The organism is Marinomonas sp. TW1 (assembly GCF_001625355.1).
In the GTDB taxonomy this organism is placed as follows: domain Bacteria; phylum Pseudomonadota; class Gammaproteobacteria; order Pseudomonadales; family Marinomonadaceae; genus Marinomonas.
The window spans coordinates 94,176-114,907 of the sequence record NZ_JSEE01000012.1 but is presented as its reverse complement, the minus strand read 5'-3'; the positions used below and the strand labels follow the sequence as shown (position 1 = coordinate 114,907).

The following is a 20,732-nucleotide window of genomic DNA, read 5'->3' as shown; positions in this document are numbered from 1 at the left end:
CAGGGCAACCATTAATCAATCTGACTCAAAATTATAGAGCAAATCATTCAGTTTTTGTCTGGCGAGATGAATACTGGATTCATTTATTTCTAACTAAACGCGTGTAGCGGTCGCTGCCTCGATTATTACCAAATAGTCTCTTTAACTGGTCTCGTTTCTTTGCCTTTTTGTCAAACATCGCGAACGCGCGGTTGAGCAATTTAATGAAATTCCTTCCACTGATGCGGTTTTTTCCGAATCATGCGGTTTAATATTTAAGATTAACTGTTACAGAGGTAAGATAGGGGCCAAAGTGTCGCTCTGGCAGTATCATTCAATTCTTGCTTCTTATCTTCGAGGCGTTTTGTTGCCTCTTACCCTTTGCGATATTGAATATAACAGTAAAAACTAAGTGCTTCAATTATAAAGGAAACCAATCTTTGCATATGTCTGAAACAGACCCGAATTTAGCCCCTCGCCCCGCCGTACGCTATGTGACGATAGATGAAAACAATCACGAACAAAGGATTGATAATTTTCTTGTTACTTTTTTGAAGGGTGTGCCTAAGGGGAAAATTTACAACCTGCTGAGGAAAGGTGAAATTCGCGTTAATAAAAAGCGAACCAAACCAGATTATCGACTGCAGTCTGACGATGTTGTTCGTATTGCGCCAATCGTGATTGCGCCAGAATCTAAAAAACCAGACTTGTCAGACAAACTGAAAAATGAGATTGAGTCTCGTATCGTTTATGAAGATAAAGGCTTATTGGTGGTCAATAAACCATCTGGCTTGGCTGTACATGGTGGCAGTGGTCTCAGCTTTGGTTTAGTGGAAGTGGTGCGTCAAATGCGCCCGCAAGAAAAATTTATTGAGCTGGTTCATCGATTAGACCGAGACACCTCGGGTTTGATAATGATTGCCAAAAAGCGATCAGTGCTAAAAGAGTTGCATACGGCACTGCGAGAAAAGGAAGGTGTGCAAAAGACTTATTTCGCTCTGGTGTATGGGAGCTGGCCAAAGCGCAAGCAACAGGTGAATGCGCCTTTGTTGAAAAATGAGCTTAAATCAGGTGAGCGAGTGGTAAAAGTTCATACTGATGGTAAAGAAAGTCTGACCTTGTTTAAGTTGGTTCGACAATTTGAAGATTATAGCTTGATTGAGTGTGAGCCTGTGACGGGTAGAACCCACCAAATTCGTGTTCATACTTTGCATGCTGGCTATCCCATTGTAGGAGACGATAAGTATTCCCCAGCGGAAGCGTTGAAAGCCAGTAAAGCGTTAGGTTTTAAACGTTTATGCTTGCATGCGACTCGCTTGGTTATTGAACTTAATGGTGAGAAAAAAGTATTTGAAGCGCCGTTAGATGATGAGTGGCAATCTTTAATGAATCATACCCTTAAAGCCCTTTATTAATCACTTTGATTCCATATCTAGCTAGAGTAAGTTCGTGGCATTGGTTGTCGCGAACTTGTTATTTTACCCTATCCCGTTTCGTGCTTTTTTGTGGCTAGCTTGTCAGCATCGGACATTAGATTGTACAGATGAGATTCTATTGTGCATTTGCATAAGACCGTCTTGCCGCTATTCATTGGCTCAGGCTTAATGATTAGACTGTTAATGTAATGAGACCCTAATGATGTTGATGTCTACATTAAAATATTTAAAGTCGTTTACTGCGACATGTTTGGTGGTAATTTCTCCTATTGGGTTCACTGGCACTGTTGAGAATAATAACGAGTTTGTTCAGTCTATTACTGAAGTTAGAACCAGTTCCGTTTCAAATGGTCGAAATGATAGACGGGAACGAGACGATGAATTGCCATCACTATTGTGGCAACAAACATTCAATTCTGTTGGCAAGCAGCTGGAGTCTCAAGGTTTGACTTTGAGTTTAGAGCAGCAAATTGCTCTGACTAAGATCGAAGAAGCATATCAGGATGAAGTGGATCGCTTACTTGATTGGCAAGATGAGCAAGTGATAAAACTGAATCAAGATGAGCGAGCGATTGCCGCAGTACGTTCTCATGTGCAATGTGAGTTGTCAGTCTGCAAACAGGTTAAGCTGGCTAAACTTAAACAAGTTAATTGTCTATATTTACATAAGGTATAAACCTAAAAATAAGAAGCTAAATGCCAATGTCCCATCCTTCAGAAACACAAATTTCTTTTGTCTCGATCCGGCGTCAGTTTGATTTTCGCGGGATTGAAATGGGTCGTTGGGTTACGCCACACGAGCGAGATCGAGCCGCGATCAATTTTTATCAAGCCTTGTTGGATCTAATGACGGTCTTGCAGGCGCCGGAAGCCTTAATTTCATTGCGCGGTACACTTGGCTTGCAATATGGTAAGGGCGGGCAGCCAGGTGTGGCAGCGCATTACACTCCAGCAACTAGGCAGCTTGCCTTAGCGAAAAATGCAGGGGCAGGCAGTCTGGCGCACGAATGGTTTCACGCCTTTGATCATTATATTGCTGATAAGTTGTACCCTCAATCACCCGCTATGAGCTTTGCTTCTCGCCAATGGTTGAATCTGGTGGATGTGACGCAAACAGTGAATCACCCATTAAACCTTGCCTTAACAGAGTGCTTTAAAGCCATTATGTTGAATCCAGCAGGTGATGAACCAAGCGAGTTGTTTCGTGCCTCTCAGCAAGCTGATCAAGAATATAACATTCTATATTATGCAAAACCTGAAGAGCTGTGCGCTCGATCTTTTGAGGCGTTTATTGAGGATGCGTGTCCTAATAATGGCTTTTTGGTGAGAGGTTCGCGATATTCCACCGAAGCGAGCCGAGGTTTGTATCCACAAGGGCAGCAAAGGGAACGTATTAATCAGGCTTTTGCTGTCTATTTTCAGCGCCTAGGTGGCGCGCTTTGGCGGGAAGTAGATGGTAGCCAATAAAAAAGCGAGACTAACAGATGGTTAGGCTCGCTTTATGGCGATTCTGGTTAGATGCAAAGATTTGTCTCAGTTTTAATCGCAGAATTAGCCTTCGTAGCTTTCAATCGGTGGGCACTCACAGAACAAGTTGCGATCACCGTAGACATTGTCGATACGGCCAACGGGTGGCCAATATTTACGAGCTTTGATCCAAGCTAATGGGTAGGCGGCTTCTTCGCGAGTGTAACCGTGGTTCCAATCCGCGGCTAACAGGCTTGCTGCGGTGTGTGGAGCGTTAACAAGCGGATTGTCTTCCAAGCTCCATTCGCTAGTTTGAACCTTACTGATCTCTTTGCGAATTTGAATCATAGCGTCACAGAAGCGATCTAATTCTTCAAGGTTTTCAGATTCGGTTGGTTCGATCATCAAGGTGCCGGCCACAGGGAAAGACATGGTTGGCGCATGGAAACCAAAGTCCATTAGGCGCTTAGCAATGTCTTCTTCTGAAATGCCAGATTCCGCTTTCAACGGACGAATGTCGATGATGCACTCGTGAGCGACTGTATTGTTTTTGCCAGTGTAAAGCACAGGGTAGTGCTCACCTAGACGTTTGGCCACATAGTTGGCATTCAAAATGGCATTATAGGTCGCGTCTTTTAAGCCCTGATCGCCCATCATTTTGATGTACATCCAGGTAATCACTAGAATGCTAGCGCTGCCGTAAGGGGCGGCAGACACGGCGCCATGTTGTTCTTCCATGTCCAGAACTGGGCTAATAGTGTGGCCTGGTAAGAAAGGAGCAAGGTGCGATTTCACCCCAATTGGTCCCATGCCTGGGCCACCACCACCGTGTGGTATACAGAAAGTTTTGTGCAAGTTTAGGTGAGATACATCACCTCCAAAGCTGCCTGGAGGCGCAATGCCAACCAAAGCATTAAGGTTGGCGCCATCAATGTAAACTTGACCGCCGTATTTGTGCACTGTGTCGCATACTTCACGAATGTGCTCTTCAAACACGCCGTGAGTAGAGGGGTAGGTGGCCATGATGCAGCTTAGTTGCTCTGCGTGCTTTTCCGCTTTTTCAGCCAGATCATCAAGGTCGATATTGCCGTTCTCATCGCACTTAACAATGACTACTTTCATGCCAGCAAGAGCGGCAGAGGCTGGGTTGGTGCCGTGGGCTGAGCTCGGGATCAAGCACACATCACGATCATGGTCGCCGCGTGACTTGTGGTACTTATCAATGGCGACCAAACCGGCGTATTCGCCTTGGGCGCCAGAGTTAGGTTGCAAGGACACCGTGTCGTAACCTGTGGCTTTAGAAAGCATGGCAATCAGCTCTTGTAGCAAGGCATGATAGCCAGAAACTTGGTTGTCTGGTGCAAATGGGTGAATGCGACCAAACTCGGCCCAAGTCACAGGAATCATTTCAGAAGCCGCGTTCAGCTTCATAGTACATGAACCTAGTGGAATCATGCTTTGATTAAGCGCGATGTCTTTGACTTCAAGTTGATGCATGTAGCGCATTAACTCGGTTTCACTGTGGTGGCTGTTGAACACAGGATGGGTCAGAATCTCGTCTTGACGTAATAGGTTGTCAGCAATGCCAAAGCTGATGTTCATATTGGCAATGCTTTCAACATCCGTAGCAATGTCAAAACAAGCTAGGATGTCGACGATGTCTTGTGGTTTGGTGGTTTCGTTCAAGGCAATGGACAAGCGGCTATCACTGACTTGATAAAAATTCATTAACTTCGCTTGCGCTTTTTCATAGATGGCTTGAGTTTTATCGTCGCTATCAATGACAAGCGTGTCAAAATGACTGGCATTACTGTTAAAGCCGTTGGCTTGCAATTGAGACGCAAGAAGGTGAGTTAGTCCGGCAACGCGAGAGGCGATTTTCTTTAATCCATCAGGACCATGATAAACCGCGTAAAAACTGGCCATCATGGCGAGAAGGGCTTGTGCAGTACAGATGTTAGACGTGGCTTTCTCGCGACGAATGTGTTGTTCACGAGTCTGCATAGCCATACGCAGAGCTGGCTGATCATGGCTGTCTTTGGAAACGCCGATAACACGGCCAGGCATGGAGCGTTTGTATGTGTCTTTTGTGGCAAGGAAGGCCGCGTGTGGACCGCCAAAGCCCATTGGCACACCGAAACGTTGCGCGCTACCAAACACAATGTCCGCACTCATGTCGCCAGGAGATTTTAGCAAGACAAGAGAAAGTAGATCGACGGCAACGCTGACCAAGGCTTTTTGTTCGTGAGCGGCGGCAATAAATGGTGTCAAATCTTTGACTTCACCGTCAATGCCTGGATATTGAACAATGGCACCAAAGACATCATGATCATTGAGTTTCTCTAGATCGTCTACCACCACATCAATGCCAAGTAATTCCGCGCGTGTTTTCACCACATCAATGGTCTGTGGTAAACAATGATCGGCGACAAAGAGTAAATTACTTTTCTTTCGGTTGGAGCGCTTCATCAGCGTCATGGCTTCTGCGGCAGCGGTTGCTTCGTCCAATAGTGATGCGTTGGAGATCTCCATGCCGGTTAGATCGATAATCACTTGCTGGAAATTCAGTAAGGCTTCTAAACGACCTTGTGAGATTTCAGGCTGGTAGGGCGTATAAGCCGTATACCAACCTGGGGTTTCTAATAGATTTCGTAAAATAGGTGATGGCACAAATGTATCGTGATAGCCCATGCCGATAAAGGAGCGCGCTACTTTGTTTTGTTGTGCAATGGCTTTAAGTTCTACTAAGGCATCGTTTTCGCTGACCGCTTGCGCACTTAAATCTAGGTTTGCTTGGCAAATGGCCTCAGGAACCGTTTTTTCAATTAATTCAGCGAGATCGCTTGCGCCAATGGTGTTCAGCATTTTAGCTTGTTCTTGGCTATCTGGTCCGATATGGCGAGCGATGAATTCGTCGTTGTTCAACAAATCGCGGATGCACGATGTCATAGTTCAATCACCTATTAAAAGAAGAGAGTAGAGAATGTGCTCTTTCATGGTCGTGAAAGAGCAGGGCAATTCGAATGTGAGTCTAATTACTCAATGGAGTCAGCGTAGCCTGATGCGTTGAGTAATTTATCAAGATCCGCTGGGTCGCTAAGCTTGATTTTAGCAATCCAAGCGCCTTCATAAGGCTCTTCGTTGATTAGCTCAGGGGCATCTTCTAGTGCTTCATTGACTTCAATGATCTCACCATTAACTGGGGCATAGATGTCTGATGCCGCTTTTACCGATTCAATTAGTGAAAATTGCTCTGAAGCCGTTGTGGCTGCGCCTACTTCAGGTAATTCGACGTAAACAACATCGCCAAGCAAGTCTTGTGCGTGATCCGTAATACCAACCGTGACAGTGCCATCACCATTGTCTAGAACCCACTCATGTGAATCAGCGTATTTCAAATTTTCTGGGATAGTGCTCATAGGTTGTTTGCCTCTTAAAAAAATACCCAAGAGGAAATCCTCTTGGGCATGTTGATTAGCGGTAAAGTGGGAAGCGTTTGCAAAGTTCTTTCACTTCTGCAAGTACGCGAGCTTCTACTTCGGCGTTGCCTTCTGGCATTGCCACTAGACCATCTAAGACATCACTGATTAGGTGACCCACTTTACGGAATTCTTCCTCACCAAAACCACGAGAAGTCGCAGCAGGCGTACCAATACGAATACCGGATGTGATCATTGGTTTTTCCGTATCAAACGGGATGCCGTTTTTATTACAAGTGATACCAGCACGTTCCAGTGCTTTATCCGCCATATTACCTTTAATGCCTTTTGGACGTAGGTCAACGAGCATTAGGTGATTGTCAGTACCGCCGGTGACTACATCACAGCCACGTTCAATCATCACTTCGGCTAGTACTTTGGCGTTAGTAACAACTTGGTCAATGTACGTTTTGAACTCAGGCTTCAATGCTTCACCGAATGCAACCGCTTTACCGGCAATCACGTGCATTAGTGGACCACCTTGGTAGCCTGGGAAGACGGCGGAGTTAATTTTCTTGCCCAAATCCAAATCGTTAGACAAGATCATGCCGCCACGAGGACCGCGCAATGTCTTGTGAGTCGTTGTTGTCACAACGTGAGCGTGTGGAAGTGGTGAAGGGTGAGCGCCTGTTGCAACCAAGCCGGCGATGTGAGCCATGTCGACAAATAAGTAGGCACCAACCTTGTCTGCGATTTCACGGAAACGTTTGAAATCGATGACGCGAGGGATTGCAGAACCACCAGCGATGATCATTTTAGGTTTGCACTCTAGTGCTTGCGCTTCGATGGCATCGTAGTCGATTAATAGCGTATCAGGGTTAACTTGGTATTGAACGGCATTAAACCATTTGCCCGACTGAGCTGGTGGCGCACCGTGTGTTAAGTGACCGCCTGCATCAAGTGACATACCAAGAATGGTATCGCCTGGTTGTAATAGTGCTAGCATAACCGCACCATTTGCTTGTGCGCCTGAGTGTGGCTGCACATTGACAAATTCACAGTTAAATAATTGCTTCGCGCGGTCAATGGCCAATTGCTCGGTCACGTCAACGGCTTCACAGCCACCGTAATAACGACGGTTTGGGTAACCTTCCGCGTATTTGTTTGTCAGCACAGAACCTTGCGCTTCAAGTACGGCTTTTGAAGTGATGTTTTCAGAGGCAATCAACTCAATGCCAGTTTCTTGGCGTTCTTGCTCTTCTGTAATCGTTGCATAAAGTTCAGGATCTCGCTCAGCGAGCGTTTGGCTGAAAAAGGCTTCGGTGTTGGCCATGGGGAAATTTCCTCTTAAATAAACATGTATGCCCATAAGACAATGAGTCTTCGCTATAATAACACTTTGGCAGTCTAAGGTGATGAAAAAAGATCATCTTTCTTAGAGCGTCAGTCATTGTCCTGTTCACGTCAATTTTTGCTTATCATAATCAAAAAGTTTCCAATTGGAAACACGAAAAACTCACTTCTTCCAAAAAAAAGTTCTCGCGGTGAGTTTGACCGAACGGTCTGATTTGTTATCAATCTTCTACGCTTCAATGTGGTGTTTGGTTTAAATAAAAGCCTAATGGTACTTGTCAACACCTCTGCCTTTTGGGTAACCTGTTTCCAATTGGAAACTTTCTCAAACAAGAATCTTGCAGGTAATAAAATGAAACATACCGCCTTATATGAACAGCACATTGCTAGTGATGCCAGAATGGTTGAGTTTGCAGGTTATGAAATGCCTGTGCAGTATCCATTGGGCGTAAAGAAAGAGCACTTGTGGACACGAGAACATGCCGGATTATTTGATGTTTCCCATATGGGGCAGGTCATTTTAAAAGGCGCGAATGTTAAATCTGAGCTTGAAGCGATTTTGCCCGTTGATGTGCTTGGCTTGGCAAAAGGTATGCAGCGATATGGCATGTTTACCACTGAAAAGGGTGGGATTGCTGATGATCTAATGTTTGCCAACTGGGGTGACGACGTGTTTATGGTGGTAAATGCGGCTTGTAAAGAGCAGGACATTGCTTATCTACAAAGCCAATTGACGACCTCACAAGTTGAGATAGTTGAAGATCGTGCCTTATTGGCGATTCAGGGCCCCAAAGCACGTGAGGTGTTTTCTCGCCTTGTGCCGGAGGCGGCTCAAATGACCTTTATGCAGAGCTTGGTGTTTATTTGGCAAGGCGTCGAGCTTTGGGTTAGCTGCTCTGGTTACACAGGAGAAGATGGCTACGAAATTTCGGTTCCTAACGCGCACGCGGCGGAATTTTCTCAAGCCTTGTTGTCTCAAAATGAGGTTGAGTGGATTGGTCTTGGGGCGCGCGACTCTTTAAGATTGGAAGCTGGTTTATGTTTGTATGGTCATGACCTTGATACTAACACCACGCCGGTTGAGGCGTCCTTGAATTGGGCAATTCAGAAAGTCCGTCGTGTGGGTGGAGAACGTGCTGGTCAATTCGTCGGGGCGGATGTCATTCTGCCTCAGTTTGATCAAAAACCTACTAAGAAGCGTGTTGGTTACCTTGTTGAGGGTCGAGCGCCAGTTCGTGAAGGGGTTGAGCTGGTGACAGCTGACGGTACCAAAGTAGGGCAAGTGACCAGTGGTGGCTTTTCCCCCAGTTTGTCTCAGCCTATTTTGATGGCTTACGTGTTAACGTCTGCGCTTGAATCAGGTGAGCCTGTTTTTGCAGAGATGCGCGGTAAGCAAATTGCGTTAACTCAGGCAAGTATGCCATTTGTGCCCTCTCGTTATTATCGCGGTTAAGCGTATTTAATCATCATCCGATTTGTCATCTGTTAATGCGCCATGTAGAGAGCGGCTTTACATGGCGCATTTTTATTTCTTATGTGATAATTCTTATCTTTTGGAGAATCTGTATTGGCAAGTGTTACTCAACTTGTTGCTGCCTTTGATGCCTGCTTTTTATCGTCTTTTAACACTTGTTTGATTGGTAATGCCGAAGAGCCTTTGTATCGTCCGGCAACCTCAAATGAACCTGCGACAATTTTATTTCGTCTTGATTATGTATCAAGTGCTTTACATGAGATTGGTCATTGGTGCATCGCAGGCGCTGAGCGTCGGCGTCTTGAAGATTATGGTTATTGGTATGAATCTGACGCCCGTAATTTGACTACGCAAAAGCAATTTGAGCAGGTGGAGGTCAAACCGCAAGCCGTTGAGTGTCTTTTGCATTGGGCCGCCGGATTGGATTTTCGCGTCAGTGTGGACAATTTAGCCTTACCTGAATACGATCCTTTACCCTTTGAACAAGCCGTTATGCGTCAAGTTGATCGCTATATAAGTGAATGGAGCCTGCCTGAAAGGGCTTTGTTATTTTCGCGCTATTTACTAGCACAACGCCATCCTAATCAAGATTTGAGTGAGTTTTTAAAGCAAAAATATGAAGATTATTGCAGATGAGAACATGCCTAAGGTGGAAGCACTATTTTCACATTTAGGCGAAGTAACTTTAGTAAATGGCCGTAACTTAACTCATGAGCAAGTTAAGCAGGCGGATATTTTACTGGTGAGGTCTGTTACTAAGGTAAACAAAGCCTTGCTAGAAGGAAGTGGAATTCGCTTCGTTGGCAGCGCGACGATTGGTGTTGATCATATTGATTTAGATTACCTTGCGCAAAAAGGCATTCAATTTTCGAGTGCGCCTGGATGCAATGCTCAGGCCGTGGCCGATTACGTCTTCAGTGGCTTAGGCCATTTATACCTTACTAAGGATGTGAAATGGTTAGATCGTAAAATTGGCATAATTGGCTTTGGCAATGTGGGTAAAACGGTCTATCAAAGGTTTAAAGCGTTAGGTTGTGATGTTTGTGTTTACGATCCATTAAAGCAACACGAGAATAATGAAGCGGCCAATTTTGTCTCGTTAACCGAGGTTTTGTCCTGTCAGGTTATTTCCCTACATGCTCCTTTGACGAAAATGGGACCGTATCCGACGGTCGATATGCTTAATGTGGCAGAGCTCGAACGAGTGTCGGCCGACAGCGTTATTATCTCGGCTGGCCGAGGTGGTGTGATAAATGAATCGGCATTAATGGCACGATATCATGAATTACAGGGGCAGTTGCATTTGGTTATGGATGTTTGGCATGGTGAGCCGAGTATCAACCCATCCTTGTTGTCGCTTGTGGATATCGCTACACCGCACATTGCAGGATACAGTAAACAAGGCCGTGAGAAGGGCAGTTGGATGGTCTACCAAGCCTTGTGTGAATTTTTACAACAACCAACAAAAATCCCCTACAAAGAAGCCGTCAGTGCAGGAAATATCACATCTATTCAAGTGTTTGACGGGGTTTGTAAAGAAGAAATGCTGGCGAGAAGCATGCATGCCCTTTATGATGTGGCTAGAGATGATGCTCGTTTACGGTATCAATATCGACAAAATACAAAAGAGAACACATTTGATTGGCTTAGAAAGAACTACGTTGAACGTGATGAATTTAATACTTGTCAGGTGCAGCATGATTCTGAGCAGGCTAGTTTGACAGCAGTTGGCTTCAATCAATCATAAATAATACTAAGGTAAAGCATGGCTGGAGTAATGCAGGTTGATTTAGGCGACCTTGATGTGCCCATTGGCACGAGTGTGCAATTGGAATTTATTTCGCCACCAGGTCGCCATATGGTGAAGGTGTTGGGGAATCTCCCAGGCGTTTCTTTGATTCTTTCTTGTCCGAAATTGAATGGTAAAAACATTCTGGTTCGTGACAGTCAGGTCGTTAACATACGGTTAATGCTGAGCACTCATGTATGCGCATTTTCTAGCAAAGTGGCAAAAAGTTACCTGGAGCCGGCTGCTCACTTGCACATTGCCTATCCGAACTATGTTGAAGCTTCAGAGGTTAGGCAGGCGGTAAGGGTTGAAACAAGACTGATTAGTAATGTGGAAGGGGACGATAGTGATACTTCTATTCCGGCCGCTTCTTCTGCCATTATTACCGATTTAAGTTATGGTGGTGCTAAGCTGATTTCAAAAGAGGATTTTGGTGCCGTCAGCCAGACCATGAAAATGGCGTGTAGTGTTAAAGTGGGCCCTTATGTTCAACTGCTGAAATTGGATTGTGAAATTCGTTCACAAGAAATTCAGATGTTAGAGCAAGTTCAAGCAAGTATGGTGGATAATGAATTTCTTACCCGTATGGGGGTGGAGTATTTTTACGTCTATGGGATCCGATTTGTGAACCTTTCTAAGGATAATGGCATTCCACTTATGGCCTATATATTAGACACATTGAAGAAAAAATAACGACGTTCAAGAGCGTATCAATAACATAAAAAATGCCAGCAAAATTGCTGGCATTTTTGTTTTGGCATTAACTCATTAGAGTTTTTGTAATGCGTCAATTCGGTTGCGAATTGGCGGGTGGCTTGAAAAGAGTTCGCCTAGGGTTGGTCTCTTTCCTTGGCGGATACCAAAGGCCATCATAGAGTCTGGCATGTGAGTTTCTTCATGTTCCTGCTGTAAACGCGCTAAAGCGGCGATCATGGCGCCTTTACCGGCTAGTTTTGCGCCAGCTTCATCGGCGCGAAATTCACGGAAGCGCGAAAACCACATGACAATCATGGAGGCTAAAATGCCAAATAAAATCTCAAAAACGAAAGTGGCTATGTAATATCCCCAGCCCACAGAGCCTTCGTTGTCGTCTTTACGTAGAAATTGATCTACCGCATACGCCGCGATACGGGCAAAGAACATAACAAAGGTATTTACCACGCCCTGTATTAAAGAAAGGGTAACCATGTCGCCATTCGCCACATGACCAATTTCATGACCTAATACCGCTTTAATTTCATCTGGTGGAAAGCGGTCTAGCATGCCGCTGGAAACTGCCACTAAGGCATCGTTTTTATTCCAGCCTGTTGCGAAAGCATTGGCATCATGAGATGGGAAGACGGCGACTTCAGGCATACGGATGCCCGCTTTGTCAGACAGTTCTTTGACGGTAGCTAACAGCCAAGCCTCTTTATGGTTGCTTGGTTGTTCAATTACTACCGCGCCAGATCCACGTTTGGCCATAAATTTAGATAATAGCAACGAGATAAGGCTTCCGGCAAAACCGAATACGGCGCAGAAAATCAGCAAATTGCTAAAGTTCAAGCCATTGCTGCTCATATAGCCATTAACGCCTAATAAACTCAACACGATGCCGGCCACGACCATGACCGCAAGGTTGGTTAAAAGGAAAAGAATGATACGCATTTTACTATGCTCCTAGAAAGACTGGTAAGGAGCATAGTGGGGTTTTAATGGATTATTTCAAGATGCCAGATTAAGGATTTCAGCGTCTCAATCTATGCAAGAAGGCAGCGAATCGTTCCATTGCTGGGGTGAGTTCTTCAATGTGTGGTAGGAACACAAAGCGCACGTGATCCGGTGTTGGCCAATTAAAGCCAGTGCCTTGCACAATGAGCACTTTCTCTTCTTGCAGAAATTGCAGCACTAAATCCATGTCATTTTGTATCTGATAGACCTTGGGGTCCAGTTGTGGGAACAGATACATTGCCCCTTGAGGTTTGTAGCAATTGACGCCCGGAATCGAATCTAGCACATCAAAGGCGACCTTACGTTGTTCATATAATCGACCGCCAGGAATAATTAGCTCATTAATGCTCTGATAACCGCCAAGTGCCGTTTGTACTGCATGTTGTGCAGGGACGTTAGCGCAGAGTCGCATCGAGCTGAGAATGTCCAAGCCATCAATGTAATCTGAAATTTTACTGCGATCACCAGTAATGGTCATCCAGCCCGAACGAAAACCAGCCGTTCGGTATACCTTGGATAAACCGCCAAAGGTGACACAAGGAATGCGACCCTCTGTTAGTGAGGCCGTTGGTATGTGTTGAGCTTCGTCGTATAGAATCTTGTCATAAATTTCATCGGAGAAAATAAGTAAATTGTGTTCATCCGCTAAATCGACAATGGCCTGTATTAGGCTTTTTTCATACACTGCCCCTGTTGGATTGTTTGGGTTAATAATGACAATCGCTTTGGTCTTATTTGAGATTTTTGCACGTATATCATTAATGTCAGGTTGCCAGCCGGAACCAGGGTCACACAGGTAGTGTCTAACATAACCACCTGAAAGCGTGGCCGCTGCGGTCCAAAGAGGGTAGTCCGGTGCTGGAATTAAAATTTCATCGCCATCGTTAAGTAAGGCTTGCATGGCCATAACAATTAACTCACTGACGCCGTTGCCCATCCATACGTGATTGACGTCAGCGGACTTAATGCCCATGGCTTGGTATTTTTGCATGACGGCTTTACGGGCGGAAAAAAGTCCTTTGGATTCGCAATAGCCTTGGGATGTCGGTAAGTTACGGATGACGTCGACCAAAATTTCATCCGGTGCTTCAAAGCCAAATGGCGCTGGATTGCCAATGTTAAGTTTTAAAATGCGTTGACCTTCTTCTTCCATGCGCATGGCTTCTTTAAGAACGGGTCCACGGATTTCATAACAGATGTTGGCGAGTTTGTTTGATTTACGGATTTGCACCAAATTGTCCTTATATATAGCTGGGCGAAATGAGTAACTTTACACCTAACTTGGGAGCATTCAAGATGACTGAGTCAGTTAACGGGGAAAAAATTGTGAAATCAGAAGAAGAGTGGCAGCAAGAGTTGCCGGAAGACGTCTTTGATATTGTGCGCAAGAAAGGCACAGAGCGAGCTTTTACTGGAAAATATGAAAAATTCTATGATCCTGGAGAGTATCATTGTCGTTGTTGTGGGGCGTTTCTATTCGATTCGGCAACCAAGTATGATTCTGGATCCGGTTGGCCAAGTTTTTATGATGCCAACACCTCAAACATTGAAGAGAAAACGGATGGTTCTTGGATGATGCAGCGTACTGAGATCGTTTGTCGTCAGTGTGAGGCGCATCTAGGGCATGTGTTTGAGGATGGTCCACAGCCGACTGGATTGCGTTATTGTGTCAACTCTGCTTCTTTGTCCTTTAAAGATAAAGAGTGACATATTCATGGCGGGTCGCCATGCTGGTGGTCTGAAGAGGAAAGGGCAAGTCAACTGACTTGCCCTTTTTTTTGTTTATTTTAATAGGCTAATAATGTTTGGATCGGCTAATAGTCGAGTGACGGTTTGACTGGCTAGCTCGTTCATATCTTCCTGGATACTGGATTGATAAGGCATGGTGCCATATTCGCGTACTTTCTGAGAGCCGAAGTTGGCTTTATAGGTTTGATTTTTTGCGGCTAAGACGACATTTAACTCAAAATTCATTGTGGCAATGGTTTTAAGCGCGTCGACCTTGGTGGTATAGCGCATTTTAGTGATGTTAATTTGCAAATCTGCAGCTGGCAAAACGCCTTGGTCGGGGGTGAAGCCGAGTTGACGCAAGCCGGTGAGAACACTTTCTCTTACACTTTCTTTTACGTCATTGGTTGTATAAATGTCAGCGCGCTCATTTAGGCCCGTCTTAATAGAGCCAATACTGTTAGTGAGTTCGGTATTGGTGGAAACCTTAATGACTCGCTCATTGGTGAGGTTGTTGTTTTCGATGGCCGCCTTGGGTTCAACATTAATATAGTGTGTTGTTGAGCAGCCTGCTAAAAGGAGTGTTGAGATGGATAGGGCGAGAATGATGGATTTGTTTCGCATAAGAGCTCCGTTTATATTGATTTTAAAAGAGGTTTTTCTCTAAGTCGCTTAAATTAATGAAAAAAACTGTTGATTTTAAGATTAGTAACAGTAATATACGCACCCGCTCACACAGCAAGATTATGTTTTAGTCCCATTCGTCTAGAGGCCTAGGACACCGCCCTTTCACGGCGGTAACAGGGGTTCGAACCCCCTATGGGACGCCAATCTTAAATTGATTGCAACATAGTCTAACGGTAAAAGTAGTGAGTGATAAGTTTTTTTGCGGGAATAGCTCAGTGGTAGAGCACAACCTTGCCAAGGTTGGGGTCGCGAGTTCGAGCCTCGTTTCCCGCTCCAGTTTCGCACTTTCGTAAAAGTGTATTGTGTCCCATTCGTCTAGAGGCCTAGGACACCGCCCTTTCACGGCGGTAACAGGGGTTCGAACCCCCTATGGGACGCCATTCTTATGTTGATTTGGTGTCATGGTTCGTTATTGATAGTAAATTATAAAGATAAGAGTGTTTAGACTGTGTCCCATTCGTCTAGAGGCCTAGGACACCGCCCTTTCACGGCGGTAACAGGGGTTCGAACCCCCTATGGGACGCCACTAATTTTGACCATGTTGCTTGCGAGAGCAGGGTGGTGATTAAAGAAAATAGAGTTTTGCGGGAATAGCTCAGTGGTAGAGCACAACCTTGCCAAGGTTGGGGTCGCGAGTTCGAGCCTCGTTTCCCGCTCCAGTTTCGCACTTTCGTAAAAGTGTATTGTGTCCCATTCGTCTAGAGGCCTAGGACACCGCCCTTTCACGGCGGTAACAGGGGTTCGAACCCCCTATGGGACGCCACTAATTTTGACCATGTTGCTTGCGAGAGCAGGGTGGTGATTAAAGAAAATAGAGTTTTGCGGGAATAGCTCAGTGGTAGAGCACAACCTTGCCAAGGTTGGGGTCGCGAGTTCGAGCCTCGTTTCCCGCTCCAGTTTCGCACTTTCGTAAAAGTGTATTGTGTCCCATTCGTCTAGAGGCCTAGGACACCGCCCTTTCACGGCGGTAACAGGGGTTCGAACCCCCTATGGGACGCCATTCTTATGTTGATTTGGTGTCATGGTTCGTTATTGATAGTAAATTATAAAGATAAGAGTGTTTAGACTGTGTCCCATTCGTCTAGAGGCCTAGGACACCGCCCTTTCACGGCGGTAACAGGGGTTCGAACCCCCTATGGGACGCCACTAATTTTGACCATGTTGCTTGCGAGAGCAGGGTGGTGATTAAAGAAAATAGAGTTTTGCGGGAATAGCTCAGTGGTAGAGCACAACCTTGCCAAGGTTGGGGTCGCGAGTTCGAGCCTCGTTTCCCGCTCCATTTCAAAATACGTCCCATTCGTCTAGAGGCCTAGGACACTGCCCTTTCACGGCAGTAACAGGGGTTCGAACCCCCTATGGGACGCCATTCTTTTTTGCGCTATCATAGCTGACTTTAATTTGAGCTTATTAGCCATGACTTGGTTTGTTAATTACACAATAGATACCTCTATAGCGCCTGCTGATCGTGGATTGGCTTATGGCGACGGTGTGTTTGAAACCATTCATGCCAATCAAAATGGCTTCGTACGTTTACCCTCTCATTTAACTCGCTTATACAAAGGGCTAGAAAAGCTATTAATGCCCTTTGATGCAGAGCAGAAAGAGCAGTTGTCTTATTTTTTACAGGCAATGGTGTCTGACTATCTCGATGGCGATGCCGTTGTTAAAATAATGGTGACTCGCGGGCAGGGTGGTCGAGGTTATCAACCGCCTAAAACAGTACAGCACACCATCATAATCGGCATTTTACCGTTTCCTGACTATCGAGCTGAAAGCCTTCAGGGAGTCGAAGTGTCGCTGTCACCAATACCTGTCAACTCGAATCCGTATTTAGCCGGCATTAAGCACCTCAATCGGCTTGAGCATGTGATCGCCAAGCAGTATTTGGCACCCAATGACTTTGAGGCCATTATGTTGGATGGTCAGGGGGCTGTCATCGAAGGCATTCAAAGTAATGTGTTTTGGTTTAAAGATGGTCTTCTGTGTACACCTAGCCTTGATGTTGCAGGTGTGGAAGGGACATATCGTCAGGCCATTTTGTCTGAAATGACGTCACAAACAACCTTGATAGGACGCTTTTCCGTGGCGCAGTTGCTTGCGGCGGATGAAGTGTTTATGGCGAATAGTTTAATGAAAATCGTTCCAGTTGTTCGGATTAATCGTCAAGTTTTTGCGGTTGGGTCGAACACCAAAAAATTACAATCTTTGATGCAAGCTAAGGAAATGCATGGCATACATTAAATGGTTCTACCGAGCAGTGTTTCTCATAATTACCCTATTGGCCTTATGTGCTGGCTACCTGTATATGCAGGTAACCTCTCCAATAACCTTATCTGAATCAACAACGTTTGAAGTCGTCAAAGGAGACAGTGCTTACAGTTTGGGGTACCGTTTGCATTCAGACGGCCTCATTGAACAGCCGTTTCTGACTCGTGTTGTGGCCAAGTTAAAACCAACTTGGGTGCCTAAAGTGGGAAAGTATGCGCTTGATCCCAGCATGAATTTAATGCAAGTGATGTCACTATTTGATTCAGGCGAATCCATATCTTACGACATTACCCTGCTAGAAGGTAAAACGACTCAGGATTATCTATTGGCCATGAAAGCCAAAGGTAATATCAAAATGACTTTGCTGGGTCTGTCAGACGAAGAAATCGCCGAAAAGTTAGCACTTAAAGTGGCTCACCCAGAAGGTCGTTTTTTTGCTAATACTTATCGATATCACGATGGTGACACGGATGTCAGTATTCTAAAACATGCGAACGGTCTGTTGGTAAATACCTTGGACGTACTGTGGCAAAATAAGGCTGAGGGCTTACCCTATAAAACCCCTTATGACGCCTTAATTATGGCATCCATTATTGAAAAGGAAACGGCGGTACCGGCAGAGCGTCCTTTGATCGCGAGAGTCTTCATCAGTCGTTTACAAAAACGCATGCGATTACAAACCGATCCAACAGTCATTTATGGTTTAGGTAAAGAATTTACAGGCAATTTGACGCGCAAAGGGTTACAGTCAAAGTCGCCTTATAATACCTACCGTGTTTATGGCTTACCGCCGACACCCATTGCCAATGTGGGTCACGAAGCCATAGCCGCGGCACTTAATCCGGGGCAAACCAAAGCGCTTTATTTTGTGGCCAAAGGCGATGGTTCTCATGCCTTTTCTAACACGCTAAAAGAGCACAATCGAGCGGTTAGAAAATATCAGTACAAGCGTCGAGACGATTATCGTTCCACGCCTGACGTCACGCAGTAGAAGGTGAATGCCATGAAAGGAAAGTTTATTACCCTTGAGGGTGGTGAGGGCAGTGGCAAGTCAACCGCCATTGAGTCGATTGAGCAGTGGCTTGACGAACATTCCATTCCATATGTTATGACACGAGAGCCAGGTGGTACGCCTTTAGCAGAAGATATTCGCAATTTGATTCTGCAGGCAAGAGAGGAATCTGTCAGTGATATGGCGGAGTTGCTGTTGGTCTTTGCGGCAAGAGCACAACATATTGCGGAAAAAATTCAGCCTGCCCTTGAGCAGGGTGTCTGGGTGATTAGCGACCGTTTTTTAGACTCATCTTATGTGTATCAGGGAAATGCTCGAGGCGGATCCTTTGCGATCATAGATCAATTGGCTGAATGGGTTGTAGCCGATTGTCAGCCAGATGCGACTTTGCTGTTAGATGTTTCGGTGGAAGTTGGTCAGCAACGAGTGGTTCAGCGTCAGCAACAAGACCGATTGGATAAAGAATCGTTTAATTTTCATGAGAAAGTAAGGCAAGGTTTTCTAGATCGAGCCGAGGCGGAACCAAAACGTGTGTCTGTTATTGATGCAAGCCAAGACATCGAATCCGTAAAACGACAGATCCAAGCGGAACTGGGGCGTTTACAATCAAATTGGGCTTCAGGGGACTAACTATGTCACTAGCGCCTTGGTTGCAACAAAGTCAGCAACAAATCCAACACCTCAAAGTGTCTGGCGATTTGTCTCATGCGTTATTGATTACCGGAGCAGATGGCGTTGGGCAAGAATCTTTGGCATTTGCGATGGCGAAAGATTTAATGTGTGAATCCCCGCAAGCTGCCGCTTGTGGTCAATGTCACTCTTGTCAGTTAATGGCTGCTGACACGCACCCAGATTTTCGGGTGTTGGATGGCGAATCCGGCACGATCAAGGTTGATCAGATCCGTAATTTGGTGCAAAAAATCACCCAAAAACCACAAGTAGGTCAAACCAAAGTCGTGTTCATTAGTCATGCCCAATCAATGAATATTAATGCGGCAAATGCGGTGCTCAAGGCCTTAGAAGAACCCTCTGATCGCACTTTCTTTTTGCTAACCAGTTCGCAATCAAGCCGTTTATTACCAACCATTCGCAGCCGCTGCTTACTAGTGAACGTGCCGACGCCTAATGTAGAACAAGTTGATGCGTGGCTGGCGGAACATAATCCAGAAGCCAATTTAAGTCGTTTATTCTGGTTAACGACTCAGCCTTTTCGTTTATTGTCGATTGAAAAAAACCAAAAAACCGACTTGTTCTTAACCTTGCCAGAAAAGGTGAATCAGTTTTTACAACAAGAAATGACCGTGGCGGAATTGTTAAAAGGATTGGACAGTCAAAATATAGAAGATTATTGCAATGGTTTAGCGGCCATCCTTCATCAATCATTATGTCATTCGGCAGGGGCGCCATTGCACCCGGCACTTGAGGCGGTCTACGCCAATCTGATTCATCGAATTGGCATTCGAGTTTTGATGGATCGCTATCAGGCCATACAAAATTTGAAATTGGCCCTACAAAAAACAAATTTAAACCCCATTATGCAATTAACAAACGAATTAAATCAGTGGTAACTCTTGTATGTTGATCGACACCCATTGCCATTTAGATATGTTAGATTTGGCGCCTTACGATAATAATTTAGACCTTGCAATTGATGCGGCTCACCAGCAGGGCGTACGTCAACTTCTTAGTATTTCAGTCGACCTCGATAAAATAGACACAATTCTTGGCTTTACTCAGCGTGATGGTGTTTTTGCCAGTTGTGGCGTGCACCCATTGCAAACTGAGGGGTTATTAACCAGCCCTCAACGCCTGCTTGATCTAGCTCAGCACTCTAAAGTGGTGGCGATTGGAGAAACAGGACTGGACTATTTTTACGAAAAATCCAGTGACATTCACGCGGCGCAACAAGACAGTTTCAAGCATCATTTGATCGCTGCTGGTGAGCTTGGGTTGCCTGTTATTGTTCATACTCGTGAGGCGAAACAAGACACCTTGTCCTTGATTCGACAGCATGGCAATCCTAATTCTGCCGGTGTTTTGCATTGTTTTACGGAAGATTATGACATGGCCAAAGCCGCTGTGGATGAAAATTACCTGATTTCCATTTCTGGTATTGTGACCTTTAAAACGGCACAAGATTTAAAACAAACAGTGCAAAAATTACCGCTTGAGTCTTTGATTGTGGAAACCGATTCGCCTTACCTTGCCCCCGTACCATACCGCGGCAAGAAGAATGAGCCCAAATATGTCGCCGAGGTGGCACAGTATGTGGCTGATTTAAAAGGCATTCGTTATGAAGAACTAATAGAGGCAACGGCGGCAAACTTCCATCGTGTCTTTAACCGAGTATCCGCGAACGAACGCTTAATTCTTAGTGTTTAGTATTTTTGTGAGACTGGCGTTCAACTGA

The 20,732-nt window shown here is 45.2% G+C and carries 19 protein-coding genes and 11 tRNA genes; 24 read left to right on the top strand and 6 right to left on the bottom strand.

Annotation, left to right across the window (positions count from 1 at the left end; translation table 11 throughout):
• Nucleotides 1–425: 425 nt before the first annotated feature.
• From OA79_RS12470 to OA79_RS12460, 3 genes are all read left to right on the top strand, one after another.
• The gene (locus tag OA79_RS12470) at nucleotides 426–1,394 is read left to right on the top strand and encodes an RluA family pseudouridine synthase (RefSeq protein ID WP_063333560.1); all 969 of its coding nucleotides are present in this window, start codon (nucleotides 426–428) and stop codon (nucleotides 1,392–1,394) included.
• A 229-nt stretch (nucleotides 1,395–1,623) separates the two neighbouring features.
• A complete protein-coding gene (locus OA79_RS12465; RefSeq protein WP_156486265.1) occupies nucleotides 1,624–2,091 on the top strand; it encodes a hypothetical protein in 468 nt (155 codons plus the stop codon).
• A gap of 26 nt (nucleotides 2,092–2,117) precedes the next feature.
• A complete protein-coding gene (locus OA79_RS12460) occupies nucleotides 2,118–2,882 on the top strand; it encodes a CLCA_X family protein (protein ID WP_063333592.1) in 765 nt (254 codons plus the stop codon).
• An 84-nt stretch (nucleotides 2,883–2,966) separates the two neighbouring features.
• Here OA79_RS12460 and gcvP read toward each other — a convergent pair whose 3' ends face one another.
• From gcvP to glyA, 3 genes are all read right to left on the bottom strand, one after another.
• The gene (gcvP, locus tag OA79_RS12455) at nucleotides 2,967–5,831 is read right to left on the bottom strand and encodes an aminomethyl-transferring glycine dehydrogenase (protein WP_063333558.1); all 2,865 of its coding nucleotides are present in this window, start codon (nucleotides 5,829–5,831) and stop codon (nucleotides 2,967–2,969) included.
• An 86-nt stretch (nucleotides 5,832–5,917) separates the two neighbouring features.
• The gene (gene gcvH, locus OA79_RS12450; protein ID WP_063333591.1) at nucleotides 5,918–6,301 is read right to left on the bottom strand and encodes a glycine cleavage system protein GcvH; all 384 of its coding nucleotides are present in this window, start codon (nucleotides 6,299–6,301) and stop codon (nucleotides 5,918–5,920) included.
• 55 nt (nucleotides 6,302–6,356) lie between these two features.
• Complete coding sequence (glyA, locus tag OA79_RS12445) at nucleotides 6,357–7,634, bottom strand: serine hydroxymethyltransferase (protein ID WP_063333557.1); 1,278 nt, start codon at nucleotides 7,632–7,634, stop codon at nucleotides 6,357–6,359.
• Nucleotides 7,635–8,006: 372 nt separating this feature from the next.
• Here glyA and gcvT point away from each other — a divergent pair, with 372 nt between their 5' ends.
• From gcvT to OA79_RS12425, 4 genes are all read left to right on the top strand, one after another.
• On the top strand, nucleotides 8,007–9,107 hold the full coding sequence (gene gcvT, locus OA79_RS12440; protein ID WP_063333590.1) for a glycine cleavage system aminomethyltransferase GcvT: 1,101 nt from the start codon (nucleotides 8,007–8,009) through the stop codon (nucleotides 9,105–9,107).
• 114 nt (nucleotides 9,108–9,221) lie between these two features.
• Nucleotides 9,222–9,764, top strand: a complete 543-nt coding sequence (locus OA79_RS12435) for an elongation factor P hydroxylase (protein WP_063333556.1) — start codon at nucleotides 9,222–9,224, stop codon at nucleotides 9,762–9,764.
• Entirely contained in the window at nucleotides 9,745–10,875 is a 1,131-nt protein-coding gene (locus OA79_RS12430; protein WP_063333555.1) for a 4-phosphoerythronate dehydrogenase, read from the top strand. The genes OA79_RS12435 and OA79_RS12430 overlap by 20 nt, the downstream gene beginning before the upstream one ends.
• Before the next feature lie 18 nt (nucleotides 10,876–10,893).
• Nucleotides 10,894–11,610 carry a flagellar brake protein gene (locus tag OA79_RS12425; RefSeq protein ID WP_063333554.1) on the top strand — a complete coding sequence of 239 codons (717 nt, stop codon included), beginning with the start codon at nucleotides 10,894–10,896 and terminating at the stop codon, nucleotides 11,608–11,610.
• 75 nt (nucleotides 11,611–11,685) lie between these two features.
• On the opposite strand, the gene htpX is transcribed toward OA79_RS12425, so the two are convergent.
• On the bottom strand, nucleotides 11,686–12,564 hold the full coding sequence (gene htpX / locus OA79_RS12420; protein ID WP_063333553.1) for a protease HtpX: 879 nt from the start codon (nucleotides 12,562–12,564) through the stop codon (nucleotides 11,686–11,688).
• 79 nt (nucleotides 12,565–12,643) lie between these two features.
• On the bottom strand, nucleotides 12,644–13,858 hold the full coding sequence (locus tag OA79_RS12415; RefSeq protein WP_063333552.1) for a pyridoxal phosphate-dependent aminotransferase: 1,215 nt from the start codon (nucleotides 13,856–13,858) through the stop codon (nucleotides 12,644–12,646).
• Nucleotides 13,859–13,923: 65 nt separating this feature from the next.
• On the opposite strand from OA79_RS12415, the gene msrB reads away from it, so the two are divergent.
• Nucleotides 13,924–14,334 carry a peptide-methionine (R)-S-oxide reductase MsrB gene (gene msrB, locus OA79_RS12410; RefSeq protein ID WP_063333551.1) on the top strand — a complete coding sequence of 137 codons (411 nt, stop codon included), beginning with the start codon at nucleotides 13,924–13,926 and terminating at the stop codon, nucleotides 14,332–14,334.
• 75 nt (nucleotides 14,335–14,409) lie between these two features.
• Here the strand turns inward: msrB and OA79_RS12405 are convergent, their stop codons facing one another.
• Nucleotides 14,410–14,979, bottom strand: coding sequence for a YajG family lipoprotein (locus OA79_RS12405; RefSeq protein WP_063333550.1), 570 nt, complete (start codon nucleotides 14,977–14,979; stop codon nucleotides 14,410–14,412).
• 130 nt (nucleotides 14,980–15,109) lie between these two features.
• Here OA79_RS12405 and OA79_RS12400 point away from each other — a divergent pair.
• The 16 genes from OA79_RS12400 to OA79_RS12325 all read left to right on the top strand — a co-directional run bounded on the left by OA79_RS12400 (nucleotide 15,110) and on the right by OA79_RS12325 (nucleotide 20,704).
• Nucleotides 15,110–15,185: transfer RNA gene (locus tag OA79_RS12400), tRNA-Glu, on the top strand.
• Nucleotides 15,186–15,243: 58 nt separating this feature from the next.
• Nucleotides 15,244–15,318: transfer RNA gene (locus OA79_RS12395), tRNA-Gly, on the top strand.
• 28 nt (nucleotides 15,319–15,346) lie between these two features.
• Nucleotides 15,347–15,422: transfer RNA gene (locus OA79_RS12390), tRNA-Glu, on the top strand.
• A gap of 70 nt (nucleotides 15,423–15,492) precedes the next feature.
• Nucleotides 15,493–15,568, top strand: a tRNA-Glu gene (locus tag OA79_RS12385).
• 58 nt (nucleotides 15,569–15,626) lie between these two features.
• Nucleotides 15,627–15,701 (top strand) — tRNA-Gly (locus OA79_RS12380).
• 28 nt (nucleotides 15,702–15,729) lie between these two features.
• Nucleotides 15,730–15,805 (top strand) — tRNA-Glu (locus tag OA79_RS12375).
• A gap of 58 nt (nucleotides 15,806–15,863) precedes the next feature.
• Nucleotides 15,864–15,938, top strand: a tRNA-Gly gene (locus tag OA79_RS12370).
• 28 nt (nucleotides 15,939–15,966) lie between these two features.
• Nucleotides 15,967–16,042: transfer RNA gene (locus OA79_RS12365), tRNA-Glu, on the top strand.
• Between the two features lie 70 nt (nucleotides 16,043–16,112).
• Nucleotides 16,113–16,188: transfer RNA gene (locus tag OA79_RS12360), tRNA-Glu, on the top strand.
• Nucleotides 16,189–16,246: 58 nt separating this feature from the next.
• A tRNA-Gly gene (locus OA79_RS12355) sits at nucleotides 16,247–16,321 on the top strand.
• Nucleotides 16,322–16,332: 11 nt separating this feature from the next.
• A tRNA-Glu gene (locus OA79_RS12350) sits at nucleotides 16,333–16,408 on the top strand.
• A 47-nt stretch (nucleotides 16,409–16,455) separates the two neighbouring features.
• Nucleotides 16,456–17,283 carry an aminodeoxychorismate lyase gene (pabC, locus tag OA79_RS12345; RefSeq protein ID WP_063333549.1) on the top strand — a complete coding sequence of 276 codons (828 nt, stop codon included), beginning with the start codon at nucleotides 16,456–16,458 and terminating at the stop codon, nucleotides 17,281–17,283.
• A complete protein-coding gene (gene mltG, locus OA79_RS12340; protein WP_063333548.1) occupies nucleotides 17,270–18,301 on the top strand; it encodes an endolytic transglycosylase MltG in 1,032 nt (343 codons plus the stop codon). Before pabC ends, mltG begins: the two co-directional genes overlap by 14 nt.
• A 12-nt stretch (nucleotides 18,302–18,313) precedes the next feature.
• Nucleotides 18,314–18,952: a dTMP kinase gene (gene tmk, locus OA79_RS12335; protein ID WP_063333547.1), complete on the top strand. Its 639-nt coding sequence runs from the start codon at nucleotides 18,314–18,316 to the stop codon at nucleotides 18,950–18,952.
• Between the two features lie 2 nt (nucleotides 18,953–18,954).
• The gene (gene holB / locus OA79_RS12330) at nucleotides 18,955–19,890 is read left to right on the top strand and encodes a DNA polymerase III subunit delta' (protein WP_063333546.1); all 936 of its coding nucleotides are present in this window, start codon (nucleotides 18,955–18,957) and stop codon (nucleotides 19,888–19,890) included.
• A 7-nt stretch (nucleotides 19,891–19,897) separates the two neighbouring features.
• Nucleotides 19,898–20,704, top strand: coding sequence for a TatD family hydrolase (locus OA79_RS12325; protein ID WP_063333545.1), 807 nt, complete (start codon nucleotides 19,898–19,900; stop codon nucleotides 20,702–20,704).
• The last annotated feature ends 28 nt before the right edge of the window (nucleotides 20,705–20,732 follow it).